This window comes from Rhodococcus shunpengi, assembly GCF_048381395.1.
GTDB lineage: Bacteria > Actinomycetota > Actinomycetes > Mycobacteriales > Mycobacteriaceae > Rhodococcus.
Genome location: NZ_JBLWIU010000016.1, coordinates 21,300 through 39,763, shown reverse-complemented (window position 1 = coordinate 39,763; position 18,464 = coordinate 21,300). Strand labels below are relative to the sequence as shown.

Here is an 18,464-nt window from a genome sequence, read left to right as displayed (position 1 = left end):
CGAAGCTTGTGCGTGCGGCGCGGCCGGTCCTGGATCGGTTGGCCGATCAACTCGCCGATGCACCGGTGACGATCCTGCTCGCCTCGCAGGATGCGACCATCGTCGACCGGCGGGCCGGGCAGCGGTCGCTGCTCGGTCGTCTCGACCGGGCCCAGGTCGCCCCGGGGTTCATCTTCGCCGAGGAATGCGCCGGAACCAACGGGATCGGCACCGCCCTCGAAGAACGCAAAGCGTTCCGGGTCCGCGGGGAAGAGCACCTGCTCGAGTCGCTGCACCCGCTGGCCTGTGTCGGCTCCCCGATCGTCGACCAGGTCTCACGCGCGGTGACCGGCATCGTCGACATCACCTGCCAGGTCGACGATGTCAACGAGCTGATGGCACCGCTGGTGCTCTCGGCGGTACGCGACATCGAAGAACGACTGTTCGCCCTGTCCGCCCGCAGCGAGCAGAACCTGCTGCGCGAATACATGCGCAGCAAACGCCGCGGCCACGCCGCGGTGGTGGCGATGAGCCGGGACACGGTGATCGCGACCCCGACGGTGTCACGGTTGATGGACTCGACCGATCAGATGATGATCTGGGACTGGATCAGCACCCATCTGGCCGCCAAGGACGAATGGGAAGGACCGCTGCGTTTCGCCGAGGGGATCGACGTGCGGGTCCATGCCCGCCGGGTCGGTGAGTCCACCGATCCGCTCAGCGCGATCATCGAACTGCGCCCGCTGGCCTCCCCGGCTCCGCCGCGTCCGCGCGCCCGCCTGGCCCCCGCCGCGCCCGCCGGTGCGGCGCCGGCGACGCGTATCGCCGGCCGCAGCCTGGCCGCGCACCGACTCCAGGACCGGGTCGACGAGATCGCCGCGACCGTCGCGCCGGTGCTGATCATCGGCGAGTCCGGTGTCGGCAAAACCCATCTGGCCCGGCAGATCCAGCACCGCTGGGGACCGAACGCCCCGGTCCCGAGCGTCGACGCGTCGACGTTGACCCCCTCGGCGGTGGCCGAGTTGCGGGCGCGTCTGTCCGGCAGTTTCGCGTGCATCCTCGAGCACCTCGACGAGGTCCCCGACGACGCTGTCGCTCCTACCCGGCGGTTGCTCGACGCCGCCGTCGAGCTCGGTGCACCGGTGATCGCCACCGCCACCTCGAGCACCCCCGACGATCTGCGCCATCAGGTGCAGACCCATGTGCGGCGCAGTGTGTGCATCCCACCGCTGCGCCAGCGCATCGAAGATCTCACCGATCTCGCGCGGGAGTTGCTCGCCGCCGAATTCCCCGACCGTCCGACCCCGCAACTGCAACCGGCCGCGCATCGGGCGTTGATCGACCATCACTGGCCCGGCAACCTGCGCGAACTCGCCTCGGTGCTCAGTACCGCGGCGGCACGGTCGATGGGATTCGACATCAAACTCGAACATCTGCCCGCCGACTACCGCACCCTCGGTGCCGGCCGCCGGTTGACCTCGCTCGAACGCACCGAACGCGAAGCGATCGTCCGCGCCCTCGACGAGTCCGACGGCAACAAATCCCTCGCCGCCCACCGACTCGGTGTGGCCCGCTCGACCCTCTACCGCAAGATCCGCGCACTGGGCCTGGAAAACGAAACGTTCGGTTCCTGACCCCTGAAACACTCTGTCGCATAACGGGACATCTCCAACGGCACGGTGAACGAGACGATGATATGGGGTAGGCAATCACTCCTTGCCTCCTCACATCGTCCGTCTGGACGGTGACGTCCACCCGATCCGAAGGATGACCCATCATGAAGCGAACGGTGTACGGCGATGATCACGAGGCTTACCGACACTCTGTCCGCGAGTTTCTCGCTCGATGGTTCGAGCCCCTGGCCGCCGACGTTCGTGCCAACAGGGCATTGCCGCGAGAGTTCTGGCTTGCCGCGGGTAAGCACGACCTGTTGGGACTCGAAGTACCCGAACGATATTCAGGTGTCGAGGCAGGGGATTATCGCTTCAATGCGGTTCTCATCGAGGAATTGGCCAGGATGAACGCCGCGTTGGCGTCGAGCGTGAGTATTCACTGTGACGTCGTGGCGCCGTATCTGGTGCACCTGACCACCGACGAACAGAAGGCCAGGTGGCTCCCAGGACTGTGTTCCGGGGGCGTGCTCACTGCCATCGGAATGACCGAACCCGGTGGGGGATCGGATCTGGCCGCACTGAAGACCACCGCAGTGCGGGACGGCAACGGGTGGTTGCTCTCGGGTGCCAAGACATTCATCACCAACGGTTACTCTGCAGACCTGGTGATCATTCCTGCACGTACCTCTCCATCGAAGAAGGCCAAGGGAATTACCCTCTTCGGCGTGGACACGTCCTTGCCCGGATTCGAGCGTGGCCGCAAACTCGACAAGGTCGGACAGGACGAAGCAGACACCGCTGAACTCTTCCTCGACCGGGTGCGCGTCACCGATGACGACGTGATCGGCGAGCTCGATCGAGGATTCATCCACATGATGTCCTTCCTGCCCCAGGAACGACTCGGATGCGCCATTGCCAATCTCGCGCACGCTGCGCAGATTCTGCTCGAGACGATCGACTACTGCCGAGAACGGAAGGCATTCGGGCAGTCCATCGGAACGTTCCAACACAACAAGTTCTTGCTTGCCGAACTGGTGACACAGCTCGACGTGACACAGGCCTACGTCGACCGCTGCATCGAAGCCCACTCGGAGGGGATGTTGACACCGATCGATGCGGCCAAGGCGAAGTGGTGGACTGCGGAGATCCAGAACCGGATCCTCGATCATTGTGTGCAACTGCACGGGGGATACGGCTACATGAACGAGTACCGAGTGGCACGAGCCTGGCGGGATGCCCGGGTCACGAAGATCTGGGCGGGATCGAACGAAATCATGAAAGAACTGATCGGTCGCGATCTGGGCTTCTGATCTCGGCGTCGAGTACCGATCGTTCTGTCGTGAGTGCAGCGGGTTCGAATGTCGCACGGTAAGCGAATTAGTTTGTGCTGCTTACTAATACGTGTGTCGTATCGGATTGTCTTGACTCGATTTCGGACACTTCACATCACATGTTCGCTTCTACCGTCGTAGATGTCCGGGCGGAAACACCCGTCCCGGGAAATCTCCAGGAGGACCACATGACCGAATCCCAGGTCGCCACAGCGACCCGCAGCGGCTCGCACTCGAACAATGACGTACTCGATGTTCTGATCATCGGGGGAGGATTCTCCGGCCTGTACGCATTGGACCGACTGCGCGATCTCGGTTTCACCGTCAAAGTCTGGGACGCCGCGGGTGGATTGGGCGGAATCTGGTGGTGGAACTGCTATCCCGGAGCCCGTACCGACAGCACCGGACAGATCTACCAGTTCTCGTACAAGGACCTGTGGAAGAAGTACGACTTCACCGAACTGTATCCGGGTCACCAGGGGGTTCGTGAGTACTTCAACTATGTCGACGCACAGCTCGACCTCACCCGCGACGTCGTGTTCGACACTTTCGCCGAAGCATGCACGTGGGACGAGGAAAGCCGCCAGTGGACCGTACGGTCCGCCGACGGCAAGATCCAGAAGGCACGGCAGGTCATTGTTGCCACAGGATTCGGCGCCAAGCCGCTGTATCCGAATCTCGAAGGGCTCGATTCCTTCGCCGGTGAGTGCTACCACACTGCGCGCTGGCCTCAAGAGGGCGTGGATATGAGTGGCCGCAAAGTTGTCGTCATCGGTACCGGCGCCAGTGGTGTACAGGTCGTCCAGGAGGCAGGTCATGTCGCCGAACACGTCATCGTGTTCCAACGCACCCCGAATCTGGCACTTCCGATGCAGCAACGCAAACTCACCCCTGACGACAACGAGCACTTCCGGAAGGGACTGCCCGAGCGGTTTGCTACGCGCTACAAGGCGTTTGCCGGCTTCGACTTCGATTTCATTCCGCAGAACGCCACCGACCTGAGTAAGGAAGAGCGCGACGCGATCTACGAGAAGATGTGGGCAGAAGGTGGTTTCGAGCTGTGGCTCGGAAACTTCCAGGACATCCTTGTAGATGAGGAGGCCAACCGTACGTTCTACGACTTCTGGCGTGGCAAGGTCCTCGAGCGGGTCACCGACCCCAAGAAAGCGGCAATCGTCGCACCGGAGACGCCTCCGCACCCCTACGGCGTCAAGCGTCCCTCCCTCGAACAGGACTACTTCGATGTCATCAATCAGGACAACGTCGATGTCATCGACTCCAACGTCACGCCGATTCGACGGGTGCTGCCCCATGGTGTCGAAACCGACGACGGTGTCATCGAATGCGACCTCCTCGTACTGGCAACAGGGTTCGACAACAACCGTGGTGGGATCATGGCCATCGATATCACCGGCGTCGACGGCCTGACGATTCAGGACAAGTGGAAGTCCGGTGTCGACACGTGTCTGGGCCTGTCAACCCGCGGATTCCCGAACATGATGTTCCTGTACGGACCTCAGAGCCCGTCCGGGTTCTGCAACGGCCCGACATCTGCCGAGTACCAAGGCGAAATCGTCGTCGAATTCCTCGAGCACCTGCGCGAGAAGGGTGCGACACGGTTCGAGAACACCGAAGAGTCCGAGAAGCAGTGGCGCGCACACGTCGACGAGCTTTTCGTGAACTCGATGTTCACGAAGGCACGTTCCTGGTACTGGGGTGCAAACGTGCCCGGTAAGCCGGCACAGATGCTCAACTACTCAGGGGGAGTCCCTCAGTACTTTGCTCGTTGGGAAGAAATCAAGTCCAACGGTTACGACACCTACGAGACCGACTGACGAGACGGACACGCTTGGGCTACTGGGTCCCCCAGTAGCCCAAGCGCATCCGCTCGACGGGGTTCGCTGCCCTGATCCCGATGGGCATCGACTGCGTCGATGGGGCAGTGATGGAACTGAGAGAGCATTGTCTTCGAGCAGGTTTCGCCAGAGGCGAGGCGGGCGCGAGCATCGGTGATGCGGTCGCGATGTACGCGAGACGAATCAAACGACAGCACACGAACACGACGTGGATCGCCCAAGCGAGATCTGCGACTGTCCAGAGTTCTGGTTCGAACCGAACCGATGACGGACCTGGAAGGGTGTAGCCACGACCCTGACGTGCAAGAAGGCGCTGTGACGGAACGACGGGACCGGCCTGATGTGGAGGCAGAAATGAGCCTTCATCTGCTGTCAGAGCATCGTGGGGCACGCGTCCTCACACACACCCGCTACGGAGCCGCTGCCCTCTTCTCGTGCCGGTGCACCGGATGATGGGCGCAGCCTTGCGGTGTTCGGCACGCACTCCGGCGAGGTCGTCAACTTCCTCCGCCGCGAAGCGGGCACCGTCGTCGCGGTATTTCCGGCCGATCCGGTCGATCGTGTCGGCCATCAAACATGGTCGCGGCAACGACCGATGCCACCGGGACTTGCGATTTCCCAGGGCCGAAGACAACCGGCCCACCCGTCGGCGGTGCCCGGCCGGCGCCGGGACATCGAGTGGGCAGTCGTATACATGATCTGCTGCTCGCCGGGTCGGTAACACCGTCAGGGCGGCGGACAGAGCAGAGCCCGCATCATCGGCTTCTATGGCAAATCGCAGCGAGGATGTCCCGTCGATATCGCGGGAAGATCGAAACACCCGTAGCCCTGGCTCACGGGATCCCGGCGCCCGACGATCCGCCACGAACACCACCGCACCCGGTCCTCCGAGCCCCGAGCCGCGAGCCGCGCTGACGTGTCGGGGGATCGAGCGAAGGTCACCGACAAGGCGGCATCGACAAATGGACGGAAGGCCCCGCTTCGACTATCGGTCGATCGCCGAAGCGGGACCCCGGCAGCCCGAACGCAGGGGGGATATCGGGATCTGCCCGTGCCCGGAGATGGAGGCACGCCGCCTCGCCGCCACTGCATGCACACCGCGGGGCGACCATGTTGCCCGTGGTGGATGCTCGTGGGACGAACCGCCGACAAGTGGACCGCGCCAGCTGGCAACCACAATACTGTCGACGCGAAAATTATACTCAATTCCATTATACAACACCAGTATTCGTTTATACTCTGCTGAGCTGCATCACCTCCCCTTGGGTGAGCGGCCAATCGTCGCCGATGGGAGTCCTGTCAGCGGCGGCTGACAGGACTCAGCACCGACACACCCGAGGAAAAGCGCGCACGATGCAGATCAGGACTGCCGCAGCGCGTGCCCTCACCATGCGACTCCGGATCGTCGTCCACAAGCGACCCTTACATCACGATGGCAGCCCCATGGGATCCCACCGAGCCGGGGCCGAAACCCCAACAAAGGCCGATCCCTCCGAAGCAGCGCTGGCCGATGACAGGTCGGCGGCGATCAATCCGGACGTTCAGCCAGCAGTTCGCACCCATGCCTCGAGCATGCGCCGTGCGATCGAGACCTTCCCCGGCAGCAACACGGGCGCATCGACCGAACTAGCCCAGTCGCCGGCGGCGAGGGCCTCCTTCACCTCCGCGCGGGAACACCACACAGCCTCGCAGATCTCACCATCACTGAAGATGAGCGGTTCTCGAGGATCGGCGACGGCATGGAAGCCGAGCATGAGGGAACGCGGAAACGGCCATGGTTGACTTCCGACGTAGGCCACGTCGGAGACAACGAGACCGACCTCTTCCGCAATCTCCCGCGCCACACAGCTTTCGAGCGACTCACCGGCCTCGACGAATCCCGCCAGCGTCGAGAAGTTCCGCGCCGGCCACGCCGCGTGTCGCGCCAACAGCACGCGGTCCGCCCCGTCATGTACCAGGCAAATGATCGCAGGATCGGTCCGCGGGTACTCCTCCCGACCGCACGCAGTGCACACGCGCGTCCAACCACCCGAGGTGATCGTCATCGGTGCCCCGTCCTTGGCGCAGAAGTGGGACTCGTCCTGCCACATCAGCAGGGCCTGCGCGGTGAGATACCGTTCGGCATCAACAGCATCGAGAAGTGCTCCGTGTGACCGCAGGTCACCGAACTCGATGCCCGCGCTCTCCATGGGGGCCTCCGTGAGAAACTCGTCCCGTACAGCCCACTGATGCACTGTACCAACAACTCCCAACAAGACCGCGTGTGTCGGAGGTTGGGAACAATAGTCGGCAGCCGACTCTAGGAGCAGTTGTCCATCGATGATGCGAACCTGACCGGCACCGTTCACGCGAAGCAGCCGCGCATCCGGCCATGCCCTCGCCTGCGCGGTCGCATCGTCACGTAGCGCCACAGGGCGACTCAAGACATCGCCAGGAAGGGCACCCCCGACACCGTCAGCGTTCACCACTGATCACAACCTTCCGTAACGAGCGACCATGTCGACCGGCACTTCGTTCGTGAGCGTGCGGCCGGCACTGCCGTCAGGCAAACTCGAACTGGATCGACGAGTACGATTCGGACATCACCGAAATGAATTCCTCAACGAGGCGCACATGATCGGGATGGGCCAGATATGCGCGGAAGGCGGGGACGTCTTCGAAAATCGCAGATATTGCATAGTCGCCGATCCCGGGCTTGAGGGCGAGGTCCCTTCCGTAACGAAACTCGACGACCTGGGGAATGCTCGCCGATATCGCGTCAAGAGCCTTGTGGAACGATTCGACCTGCTCGTCGGTGATGTCCTTCTTCCATATGAATGTTACGACGTGATGCAACATGATAATCCCTCTCTGGAAGCATAATTCGAGCTCGACACCCGAAGTGGGCGGCGCGTTTTTCAGAGCCGTTGATGTGTCCTCACCATGACGTGCGGCGACCGAACAGCTCTCCCCACAGTGCGTGAGCGTACAGGGGAACCCACTTCTCGAGAGCACCTCGAGGGTGAACCCGTTCTCTGGTGGGTCCCTCGCGGTGCCGGACCCATCATCGAACGGTGATGGGGAGATTCTGGCCGTCTGTGGGTCACGTGGGTGACGGTAGAACAGTGATGGACCTTCGGTGTGTCCGATTGTGCAACACACATCTCCGAGAACCGGGACAGACAGACAGGTGTGTTGTTTTCGGACACTCGTCCGCTCGGGCCTCCTCGTAGTGTGACTCCACCGACTCGGCGATTGACCAGTCCGCCTATCACATCAAGGAGATCACCATGGCACTCGATCCTGTAGTCGAGCAGTTGATAGACACGTTGAACGAGCAGGGACTGAAGTCGTTCGAGCAGATGAGTGTCGCTGAAGTCCGTGAGGTCATCGAATCCTTCAGCGGACTGCAGGCGCCGAAAGCGGATCTTGCTCGTGTCGTCGACACGGTCTACCCCGGACCGGATGGCGACCAGGCCGTGCGTCTGTACATTCCGGAGTCCGATGCGCCCCTGCCGGTTGTGGTGTACATCCACGGCGGCGGGTGGGTTGCGGGCAGCCTCGACGTTACCGAGCAGCCTTGTCGCGCGCTGGCCGCGGACGCCCGAGTCATCGTGGCCGCCGTGAGTTACCGGCTCGCTCCCGAACACAAGTTCCCTGCCGCACCCGAAGACGCGTTCGCTGCTTTGAACTGGGTAGTCGACAACGTCGCCGACTTCGGTGGTGATGCGACGCGTGTCGCCATCATGGGCGACAGTGCCGGTGGCAATCTCGCCGCCGTCACCGCACTTCGGGCACGTGATACCGGCTCACCGGCCCTATGTGCTCAGGTGTTGGTCTATCCGGTTATCGACGGCACGGCACGCTTCCCGTCATGGGAGGAGAATGCCGAGGGATACCTGATCACCGCGGCAGCAATCGGCTGGTTCTGGGAGCAGTACCTGGCCACACTGGAAGACGCCGAGAACCCGTACGCCTCGCCGGCCAAGGCGAAGAGTTTGGCGGGGCTTCCTCCCACGCTGATGTTGGTCAACGAGTACGAGGTCACCCGCGACGAATGCCTGAACTACGGGCGGATGCTGACCGAACAGGGTGTCCCGGTCCAGGTCGAACTGTATAGCGGTCTTGTCCATGGCGTGTACTGGATGACCGGTGCAGTTCCGCGCAGCGCTGAATTGCACAGCGCGGTTGTCGAATTCCTCGGCAAACAGTTCGCTCGCTGAGTACGAGTAACCGATGGCTGTGCCGCAGTCATGTGCTGCGAGTGCAGCCACCCGTTGCTCGCTCAGCGCGTGCCCGCCGGCGTGTTGCACTCAGGTCCTCACGGAGCACATGCCTGGTCCAGCCGCTGGCTCCTCGAAGTGGCGGGCCCGCCGGCACACAATTCTCGAGCGCTGGATGTGCACGAGACACGCACACGGTCGTCCGGTTCCTCTTCGGGCAACTCAGTGAGGTCGAGACGTCCGAACTCGGGCGGGTGAACAACATGTTCCTCGTCCTGCCCCTGGCACTGAGGTAACAGTCAGTAGACCAGTGCTCGATCGAAGAGGACTCGTCGACCTTCACGACATCGTTCCTGTTGATGCGATTGCCTTGCCGAACGTCCACGTGTCCGCACCGCTGATCGAGGAGCTTTCTACGTGAGGCATCGTCACTCGCCGGTGAATGCGGCAGGGCGCTTCTCCATGAGGGCGTCGACTGCTCTCGTGTGATCGGTGGTCTGCTGAACCAGCGCCTGCAGAGCAGCGGACAGTTCGAGGAGACTGTCGAGGCTCTGGTGCTGCCCTTCACGCAGGAGTTTCTTGGCCATCCGTACCGAGTGCGGAGGATTGGCGGCCACCCTGTTGGCGAGAGCACGAGCTTCGTCGAGCAGCTGATCGGGAGGAACGACGTTCGAGACCAATCCCCACTCGAGAGCCTGTGTTGCGTCGACACGGTCACCCGTGAGAATCATCTCGGCCGCCCGCGCCATACCGACCGCCTTCGGCAACAACCACGCACCCCCGTCACCCGGGATGATGCCCAGCTTGACGAAGCTCTCAGCAAAGAACGCTTTCTCGCTGGCAATTCGGAGGTCGCACATGAGGGCAAGATCGCACCCGGCACCGATTGCAGGACCGTTCACCGCTGCAATCAAAGGTACGTCGCAGTTGTACATCGCTCGTGGGATCCGTTGTATCCCGGCGCGATAGCCATCGCGTTGTTCGTGAGGCTTCCCGCCGAACAGTCCCCGGCGATTCGCCATGTCCTTGACGTTGCCGCCGGCGGAGAAGGTCGATCCCGCGCCAGTGACAATGACAGCGCGTACCCCGTAATCGGCGTTGACGGCATCCACGCATGCGACCAATGCGTCGACGACATCCATCCCTGAGACTGGGTTACGTTCAGCCGGCCGATTGATCGTCCACGTTTCGATGAATCCGTCGCGTTCTACGAGAACTGGATTTTCCATGTATGTGTCTTCCCGATCTTCACTGCAATCGATGGTTCGGATAGTGCACTGCTGACTGGCATGCGAACGGACTCGGCGGCGGTCTGGTCGAAGCAGACCGCCGCCGAGACACGTTCCTCTTTCGTCGGCGCGCTGTGCTTTCAGTTGCACGCCCTACATGCGGTGTTCAGGCGAGCCCCAACTTCGGCCGTAGCCACTGGGCGATCCGGTTCAGTGCCTGATCCGCCTCGGGTGCTCGTCCCGCGTTGAAGTGGAAGACATGCTGCTGTTCGTCGACCACGTCGAGCACGGCTTCGCTCCCTGCCTTTTCGATCAACTCGACGACCCGGCGCGAGTCGTCGAGCAGAGTCTCATAGCCGCCGACCGATACATAGACGGGAGGGAAGTCTGTGTAGTCCCTGAGCAGGGGGTTAGCCCGCGGGTCCGTCGCTTCCGAGAGATCGGTCAGGAAATTCTCCCGCATCATCTCGAGGACTGCCCTCTTGGCCAGGACGTCGACTGCGTCGTTCGATTCGATCGTCAACCCCTTGATCTCCATATCGAGCCACGGCGAAAGAGCGACAACGGCGGCCGGAATGGGAAGTCCCATGCCCGCAAGTTCGAACACGGTCGAGATGGCGAGATGTGCGCCTGCCGAGTCGCCGACCGTCGCCGTATGTTCTGCCTTGTAGCCCTGCGTACGGAGCCACTTGTGCACGGCAATGCAGTCTTCGAGCTGTGCTGGATGCTTTGCCTCCGGCGCGAGCCGGTAGTCCACCACGAGTGCGTGAACTCCTGCCAGCTTGGCGAGGTGTGCGGCAAGCTTGCGATGGGAAAAGCGTGAACCTGTCACGAATCCGCCGCCGTGCGTGAAGACGATCACCCGGTCTTCGGCGGCGCCCAGCGGCTTGGCCCATGTTGCCGGCACACCGTTGGCTGTCACTTCTTCATACGTGACATCGGTGGGTTCGATGGTGGGAAGATGCCATTCTTCGAACATGTCTCGCTGACCTGCGAGATCCATACCTTCGGACCGTCGAAGCCAGGACGAGTACAGGTCGTTGAGGAACAGCGATTCTTTGCTCACGGACATGTGTTGCTCACTTTCATCACCGGTCGAGAAGGAAATTGACTGATCAGGAAGGCGTGAAGCTCGTGTATCGCGTACGCACGGTGTCACCCCACCCAGTCGGCTGATCAGAAAAGGCCGCTAGGGAAGGTCAACGATTGCCTCGGATTGTCGAAATGTCGGTACTCATCGATCGCCACATCGGTTCGGCGTCGAGGCTTGCGCCGTCGAGGCGGTGATGTGATGGTTCCGCGATGTCGCTGATCGAACTCTTCGCATCCGTCGCTCACTATGCGAACGCACAGATGCAAGTTGTACGGGTCGTTCGTGCCGACGCTACTGGAAGAGTGCTGATTGCAACTCAATGAAGAGATGCTGCAACTTCTTTCCATCGAGGTGGAGCAGCCGGGTCGTCCTCAGATCCCTACGAGAGGTCCGATGACGGGCTTCCACTGGTAGATGCTCTGGTCGACGACAACACCCTGCGTGACATAGGGGTCCTCGGCGAGCAGGGCCTGCAGGTCGTCTTCGCTGTCCGCCTTGAACACGAGCAGCGCGCCGGCTCCGTCGGCCCAGGCGCCCGCTTCCTGCAGCACGCCTTTGGCGGCCGCGTCCTTGACGAAGACCAGGTGGTCGGCATGAGCAGCCTCTTTGACGGATGCGTCAGTGGTGTACGACCAGATAACAGCGAACAGGGCCATGGTCACTCCTTGAGTGGGATACGGGATGTGAAACGGTGCGGATATTCAGGAGAATGCGCACTTTAGAACGCTAGAAGCAGGGATGAGGTCACCAGTGTCCTATTTTGCAACACCTGTTGGTGAACGACGGCGAATATAGAACGGAGAGAACGCGATCGGCGTTGAACGGCCGGACGACGGTGTGGCTTGCATACGGTCGGTGACCTTGCCGGCAGCTGTGTGTGGAACCAGCTCTGCTGGTAGGCATGGCCAAGATCCGCCGTGCAGGTGAGCTGTTACTCGGGCAGTGCCCCGGCGGCGCGCAGCTGCTCGATATCGTCTTCGAGAAGTCCGAGTTCTGTTAGCACAGTATCGGTATCGGCGCCACGGTCGCGCGGCCCGAACCGCACAGCACCGGGGGACCCAGCGAGTTTGACGGGTACGCCGAGACCCCGGTAGCCGTCACACTCGACCACCATCTCGCGGTGACGGACCTGCGGTAGCGAAAGGGCCTCTCCGACATTGTTCACCGACCCCGACGGTACGCCGGCTCGCCGTAGCAGGGCCGCCAAAGCTTCGCGCTGCCAAGTTTTGACGAGGCCGCCGAGGATGTCGCGCAGTTGAGCTGCGTTTGCCATCCGGTCGGAGTTGGTGACGAATCTCGGGTCGTCGGCCAGGTCTGAAGCGTCGAGCGCCACGACCAGAGCGCGGAATTGCCGGTCGTTGCCGGCACCGATGAAGAAGGGGCCATCGGCGCAGGTGAACGTTTCATAGGGACAGATCGTCGGGTGTGCCACGCCCGTCCGCTCCGGCGCGACGCCGGTGGCAAACCACTTGCCGGCGTGTGGGTGCAGGATCGACACAGCGTTGTCGAGTAGTGCCAGATCCACGAGTTGCCCGCGTCCGGTCTTTTGCCGCACGTGAAGTGCCATGAGGATGCCGTTCACAGCGTTGAGACCCGTGATGATGTCGACCAGAGGGATCCCGATCCGCATGGCATCACCGTGGGGCTCACCGTTGATGCTCATCAGCCCCGACAAGGCTTGGAGAATTGCGTCGTAGCCGGGAGCACCACCGAGCGGCCCGTCGACTCCGTACCCGGTGATTCGACAGTGCACGAGTCGCGGGAATTCGGCGGCGAGCACGTCGTCGTCGAGTCCCCACTTCGCAAGGGTGCCCGCCTTGAAGTTTTCGATGACGACATCGGCTTCGGCAAGCATCGTGCGCAGCAGTTGTTGGCCGGCCTCGGTACGCAAATCCACACTGATGTTCCGCTTGTTGCGGTTCAAGCCATCGAAGTAGGCGCTGTGGTCGTCCTTGACGAAAGGCGGGCCCCAGCTGCGTGTGTCGTCACCAGTAGGTGGCTCCACCTTGATCACGTCGGCACCGTGGTCGGCGAGCACTTGCGCGCACAGTGGGCCGGCCAGCACCCGCGAAAGATCGACGACCCGGATGTCGGTGAGTGCGCCGGTCCGTGGACGCAGAGTCTCGGATGCGGATTCTCGAGTCTCGGCCGGGAGGATGGCAGATGAGGATTCAGGCATGATTGCTCATTCTGTGCGGTTGGAAGTCGCTGGCCTCCGGAGGGAGGGACAAAGCATGAACGGAGTATTCTCAGCCATCGCTGACCTGCATCGACCGCGGGTAGTTGCCCATAGTCAGCGACGCTGAAGACGACGGGCATGCTCCGTGTAGCTACTCGGTCCTTCCATCGGGATGAAGTCTCCGGCTGGGCGCACTATCGAGTGCGATATGGAGGGTCTGCGGGCGTTGCGAATCCTAGATGTATATCGACTTGTACTCGAGGTAGAAGTCCAGGGACTCGGGTCCGAATTCGCGGCCGACTCCGCTGTTTTTCACGCCGCCGAACGGGGAGCCGGTATCGAGGGAGTAGTAGTTGACTCCCACGGTTCCGGATCGAATGCGTGACGCGATGTTCAGGCCGTGTTCGGTGTCTTCGGTGAAGACGACTCCTCCCAAACCGAATGGTGTGTCGTTCGCCATGCTGATGGCGTCCTCTTCGGTCTCATAAGGGATGACGGAGATGACAGGTCCGAAAATTTCGTCCTGTGCCAGCGGACTGCGATTATCGACACCCTCGAAGATGGTGGGAGACACGAACCAGCCGCGGGGACATTGCTGAGGGAAGTCGGTTCCGCCGCGGATCGTTCGGAATCCCTCGGACTGCCCGAGGCGGATGTAACTCCTCACCCGCTCCCGATGCTGCTCGCTTACCATGGGGCCCATGGTTACCGACTCGTCGAGTGGGTCTCCCATGACCAAGCCGTCTACGTAGGACGCAAGGACGTCGATGATCTCGCTGGACCTACCGTGGGGAACCAAGATGCGGGAGTTCGTGGTGCATGTCTGTCCCCCGTTCTTGAGCACGGCGTCTTTGAGGCTTCTGGCAAAGACGCCGAGGTCGGCATCGGGGAGCACAATGGCTGCGGATTTTCCTCCGAGCTCCAGGGAGACTCTCTTGAAACTGCGGCCGGCGACCTCGCCGATCGCTTGTCCTGCTGCAGTGGAACCGGTGAAGGCGATCTTGTCGACATCGGGATGGGCTACAAGGGCTTTGCCTGCATGAACGCCGCCGGCAACGATGTTGAGGACGCCAGGTGGTAGACCGGCTTCCTCGGCTGCCTCTGCGAGTACATAGGCATCGAGCGACGTCTCCGGTGCCGGCTTGAGAACTACAGTGCATCCTGCTGCCAGTGCGGGCCCGATCTTGGCCATGGCCAAGAGCTGTGGATAGTTCCAGGCAGTAATTGCGCCGACGACTCCTACGGGTTCTTCTCGCACGATGGTGGAGCCCATGCTGCTGGGTCGGCGGGTCTCGAATGTTCGTGTCTCGATGAGATCTGCCATGGACCGCAGGATCGCTACCGGAGCCGTTGCGCTTGTGCTCACCGACAAGGAGGAGATCATTCCGGTCTGCCGGCTGACGAGCTCTGCAGTCGATCTTCCTCGACGCTCGAGGCTGTCGGCGAAGCGCCGCATCACTGTAGCTCGCTCGTGGGGGGTGCTGCGCCCCCAGGGTCCTTTCTGGAGTGCGGCCCGTGCGGCGTGCACAGCCGCATCGATCTCCTCGGGCCCGCCCATCGCAGCAACACCCAGAGGGCGCTCGGTTGCTGCCTCGAACACCGGTGCCAGATCGGAGGTGCTCGCTTTGCGCCATTGGCCGTCGATGAAGAAACGTTCACGTTCAATGCTGTTGATGACAGGCATTATTCACTTCTTCCGAGGTTGAATCCGATTGAGCGAAACCTCACGATACCCGCAGTCCGTCGGTGTATCCTGCCGCCTTTTCCTTGTGCCAGAAATCCAGGTACATGGGCAGACCGTTCAGATACTGAAGCATCTGGGGCTTCTTGCCGGGGATGTTGCTGCCGTTGTACCAGGACTTTGCATGCTTGAACAGCGCCATGTCATCGGTACCGTTGATGTGATCGGTCCAGGTCTGGTCGGCTTCGGGAGTCGATTCGAACCGGGTAAGGCCCTCCGAACGAAGAAATTCGAGGAACTCGACCATGACCTCACCTTGAAGCTCCGCGTTCGTGGACCCGTTCGCAAAGGCGGCGGGGCTCTGCGGACCGTACACGAACATGGCGTTGGGAAAGCCGGCGGTGAATGCGCCGAGGTATGCGTCGACGCCCTGGCGCCACTTCTCGCCGAGGGTAACGCCAGCGGAGTTGCGGACCTCCATCGAAGTGAGCGCACCGGTATTATTGTTGAATCCGGTTGCAAGTACGATGATGTCGAACTCTCCGTGCTCGATACCATCGGATGTGCGAATTCCGGTTGCCGTGAACCCGGTGATCGGTGACTCCTGGATGGAGACGAGTTCGACGTTCTCCTGGTTCATCACCTCGTAGTAGTTCTGGTGCAGGGCCGGCCGCTTGGCTCCGAACGGATGAGGCGCTACGTCAGGCACCAGCAGGTCGGCCTTGACAGGGTCGAGGATCTGCGGCTTGATCTTGCTCTTCCAGAACTCGTAGACCATCGAGTTGGTTTCTTCGCTGAAGAGGTAATCGGAGAAGTTCCCGAGCCAGAATGCGAATCCGCCCTGATTCCACAGACGTTCGAACAGTGCGAGACGCTCTTCCTCGGACGTGTCGACGCCATTTCGGGGATCGAACTCGTAGTCGATCGCAGCGAACGTTTCGCGACACTTGACCGCCACATCCGGCATGGTCTCCTTCAGGACCGCCTGCCTCTCCTCGGTGAGGTATTCCTGATGCATGGGCAACGAGAGGTTCGGCGTGCGCTGGAAGACGGTGAGTTTCTCGACGACAGGGCCGGCTTCCTGAACTACTTGGACTGCGCTGGCGCCGGTGCCGATGATGGCAACTCGTTTGCCGGTCATGTCGATGTCGTCTCGCCACCGCGCGGTGTGGACGAGTTCACCTCGATAGGCGTCCATTTCAGGGATGTTCGGGATGTAGGGTTCGGTAGTCGATCCCGTTGCGAACACGACGAAGCGTGCGCGGAAGCTCTCGTCGTTCTGTGAGACGAGGGTCCACATCCGCTCGTCCTCGTCGAACGTCGCGCTGACGACCTTGGTATTGAAGCGCGAGTCCTTGCTCAGGTCCAGTTTGGAGTCGACGTAGTTGAAGTAACTGCGCATCTCTTCGTGGTCCGGGAACATCTGTGAGAAGTTCCAGTCCTTCCAAAGGTATTCATCGGTGAACTGGTAGACGGGTGCGTGGCTGTCGACGCGTGCGCCTGGGTAGCGGTTGAGGCTCCAGGCCCCACCGAAGCCTCCACTGGCTTCGAGCAGGATTACGGAGAACCCTTTGTCCCGAAGGTGGCGCAGCTGATAGATCCCGCCGAAACCGCCGCCGACCACGATGACGTCGTAATCCTGCGTTTCCGTCGTGGCGTGCTCAGGGAGATGGGTTGATGTCATGGGCCTAGACCTTTCCGAGGCTGACGTGCGGGCAGAGTTCCGGGGCGTTGTGTCTGGCTTTGCTTTCCGAAAGTCAAACGGCCTGTCGGAGTTGCGACCTCGTTGCGTATGGGGTGTGGCATGGGTCACGGAGATGGAATGAATCGACAATAGCGACCCACCAAAAAATCCGCAACTAGAAATAAAAATACGTAAATAAGTAGATAGGCGCTCTGCGGCAAGGTTTGCGCGTCTTCTGAAGGCGAGGGGGGACCATGTCAGGACAAGGGGTGTTTGTTGTCGGCGGGGGAGTTTGACACTCGGGCGCGTGCAGGCCGAGTCGCTTGGTGTCGACGGCACATCGACGAGTGCGGGACCCTCGGTTCCGCCCGATGTCGCGGACGGGTGCTACGGCGACGACGTGGGCGAAGCGAACTGGCTGTTGTGGAGTGCTTGCGCGACGCTCCCCTGCGGCCGGCCGGAGATCAGAAGCAGATCAACGATGTGAATGGTGGCTACAGGGTGCGAGACATGTTCGGGCGCACGTTCCTCCGCTGTGATCGACGGCGTCTGCCGGACCCTGCCGACCGTTACGGTCTGCGGCGTTCGATCCGGAAGTCGCGCCGCGTGGAGGCGCACCCTCCGATATATCCGGTGGTCGAGCGGTGCACCGGGAATCGATCATCTGTTAGGTGAAGGTCGAGAGATCGAGCAGGCGGGTCCGATCGCGATGTGAGGGTCACGCTCGCTCGAGAGGCGGCGGCCTGGCCGTCGCGTGTTGCTCACGGATGCGGTCGCTTACCGCGAGTGACCGCATCAACCCTGGTCCGTTTCTGTGTCAGGCGGGGTGTGGCGTCGGTCGACACGGTCGTCGAGCCGGGTCGAGCGACTCATCGAGGAACCAGTGTCCGTGTTGCAGGCTAGCGAAAGCCCCACTTGGTGGCGTATCGCAGGCAGATCTCGACGAGTTCGTCCTGCCGTTCGACGATGGTCTCCCGTATCCCGACCACGCCGAGGGTGGCGATGGTCCGGCCGCGTTCTCGGAGGGCGACCGATACCCCGTCTGCATGTTCAACGGCCACACCGGGTGCCACGCATACGCCGGTGTTCTCGAGCTCATCGAGTGAGTGCAGGAAGCGCTCTACGAAGTCGGCATCGGAGGATGGTCGAGAGTTGAGGTACGCCCAGATGTCACGTTGATCGCGATCGGCCAGCAAGAGCCATCCTGCAGAGGTACGCAGGAGAGATCGGCGCACCCGGTTTTCTGCCAGGTATGCGTAATGCGGGTCGGAAGAGACGTGATCGACGTAGAACAGGTCGTCGCCGACAGATGTGGACAGTGTGATGGTCAACCCGGTCTCGGCATGGACCTGCTCGAGCTGATCATGGCTGATCGAGGTGACCGGAGGTCGGCCTGCGATGACGTTGAGAAGATAGGGCGCGGTGCCGAGGGTGTAGATCCGGTCGCGCTCGTCGAGGTAGCCGACGGCGACGAGACCGTTGATCAAGCCCTGGACCGAACTGACGGGCGCGGAGAGTGCCCGTGCGATAGCGGTGAGGGTGAGGCCGTTTTCGGACCGGGCTACGAGTTCGAGGATCGACGCCACCCGATCGACCATGCGGTGCCGGGGACGGCCG

The 18,464-nt window shown here is 61.8% G+C and carries 14 protein-coding genes; 4 read left to right on the top strand and 10 right to left on the bottom strand.

Annotation, left to right across the window (positions count from 1 at the left end; all coding sequences use genetic code 11):
* From ACNJ7K_RS11535 to ACNJ7K_RS11525, 3 genes are all read left to right on the top strand, one after another.
* Positions 1-1,613: sigma-54-dependent Fis family transcriptional regulator (locus ACNJ7K_RS11535; RefSeq protein WP_487041708.1), on the top strand; the 1,613-nt coding region annotated here is incomplete at its 5' end.
* Positions 1,614-1,756: 143 nt separating this feature from the next.
* Positions 1,757-2,902: an acyl-CoA dehydrogenase family protein gene (locus ACNJ7K_RS11530; RefSeq protein ID WP_487041709.1), complete on the top strand. Its 1,146-nt coding sequence runs from the start codon at positions 1,757-1,759 to the stop codon at positions 2,900-2,902.
* A 209-nt stretch (positions 2,903-3,111) separates the two neighbouring features.
* On the top strand, positions 3,112-4,758 hold the full coding sequence (locus ACNJ7K_RS11525; RefSeq protein WP_268656008.1) for a flavin-containing monooxygenase: 1,647 nt from the start codon (positions 3,112-3,114) through the stop codon (positions 4,756-4,758).
* Between the two features lie 418 nt (positions 4,759-5,176).
* Here the strand turns inward: ACNJ7K_RS11525 and ACNJ7K_RS11520 are convergent, their stop codons facing one another.
* From ACNJ7K_RS11520 to ACNJ7K_RS11510, 3 genes are all read right to left on the bottom strand, one after another.
* The gene (locus tag ACNJ7K_RS11520) at positions 5,177-5,350 is read right to left on the bottom strand and encodes a hypothetical protein (protein WP_172415067.1); all 174 of its coding nucleotides are present in this window, start codon (positions 5,348-5,350) and stop codon (positions 5,177-5,179) included.
* Positions 5,351-6,320: 970 nt separating this feature from the next.
* Positions 6,321-7,247, bottom strand: a complete 927-nt coding sequence (gene nudC, locus ACNJ7K_RS11515) for an NAD(+) diphosphatase (protein WP_060655080.1) — start codon at positions 7,245-7,247, stop codon at positions 6,321-6,323.
* 73 nt (positions 7,248-7,320) lie between these two features.
* A complete protein-coding gene (locus ACNJ7K_RS11510; RefSeq protein ID WP_060655082.1) occupies positions 7,321-7,617 on the bottom strand; it encodes a Dabb family protein in 297 nt (98 codons plus the stop codon).
* Between the two features lie 431 nt (positions 7,618-8,048).
* On the opposite strand from ACNJ7K_RS11510, the gene ACNJ7K_RS11505 reads away from it, so the two are divergent.
* Entirely contained in the window at positions 8,049-8,981 is a 933-nt protein-coding gene (locus ACNJ7K_RS11505; protein ID WP_060655084.1) for an alpha/beta hydrolase, read from the top strand.
* Between the two features lie 428 nt (positions 8,982-9,409).
* On the opposite strand, the gene ACNJ7K_RS11500 is transcribed toward ACNJ7K_RS11505, so the two are convergent.
* From ACNJ7K_RS11500 to ACNJ7K_RS11470, 7 genes are all read right to left on the bottom strand, one after another.
* Positions 9,410-10,210 (bottom strand): crotonase/enoyl-CoA hydratase family protein, encoded by an 801-nt coding sequence (locus ACNJ7K_RS11500; protein WP_268656062.1) that lies wholly within the window; start codon positions 10,208-10,210, stop codon positions 9,410-9,412.
* Between the two features lie 166 nt (positions 10,211-10,376).
* Complete coding sequence (locus ACNJ7K_RS11495; protein ID WP_060655088.1) at positions 10,377-11,282, bottom strand: alpha/beta hydrolase; 906 nt, start codon at positions 11,280-11,282, stop codon at positions 10,377-10,379.
* 392 nt (positions 11,283-11,674) lie between these two features.
* Positions 11,675-11,959, bottom strand: coding sequence for a YciI family protein (locus tag ACNJ7K_RS11490; RefSeq protein ID WP_120284944.1), 285 nt, complete (start codon positions 11,957-11,959; stop codon positions 11,675-11,677).
* Positions 11,960-12,234: 275 nt separating this feature from the next.
* The gene (locus ACNJ7K_RS11485; RefSeq protein ID WP_039584513.1) at positions 12,235-13,482 is read right to left on the bottom strand and encodes a CaiB/BaiF CoA transferase family protein; all 1,248 of its coding nucleotides are present in this window, start codon (positions 13,480-13,482) and stop codon (positions 12,235-12,237) included.
* 235 nt (positions 13,483-13,717) lie between these two features.
* Positions 13,718-15,166 (bottom strand): aldehyde dehydrogenase, encoded by a 1,449-nt coding sequence (locus tag ACNJ7K_RS11480; protein WP_060655094.1) that lies wholly within the window; start codon positions 15,164-15,166, stop codon positions 13,718-13,720.
* Between the two features lie 40 nt (positions 15,167-15,206).
* Positions 15,207-16,847 carry a flavin-containing monooxygenase gene (locus ACNJ7K_RS11475; protein WP_060655096.1) on the bottom strand — a complete coding sequence of 547 codons (1,641 nt, stop codon included), beginning with the start codon at positions 16,845-16,847 and terminating at the stop codon, positions 15,207-15,209.
* A gap of 899 nt (positions 16,848-17,746) precedes the next feature.
* Complete coding sequence (locus tag ACNJ7K_RS11470) at positions 17,747-18,445, bottom strand: IclR family transcriptional regulator (protein WP_153008491.1); 699 nt, start codon at positions 18,443-18,445, stop codon at positions 17,747-17,749.
* Positions 18,446-18,464 lie beyond the last annotated feature (19 nt).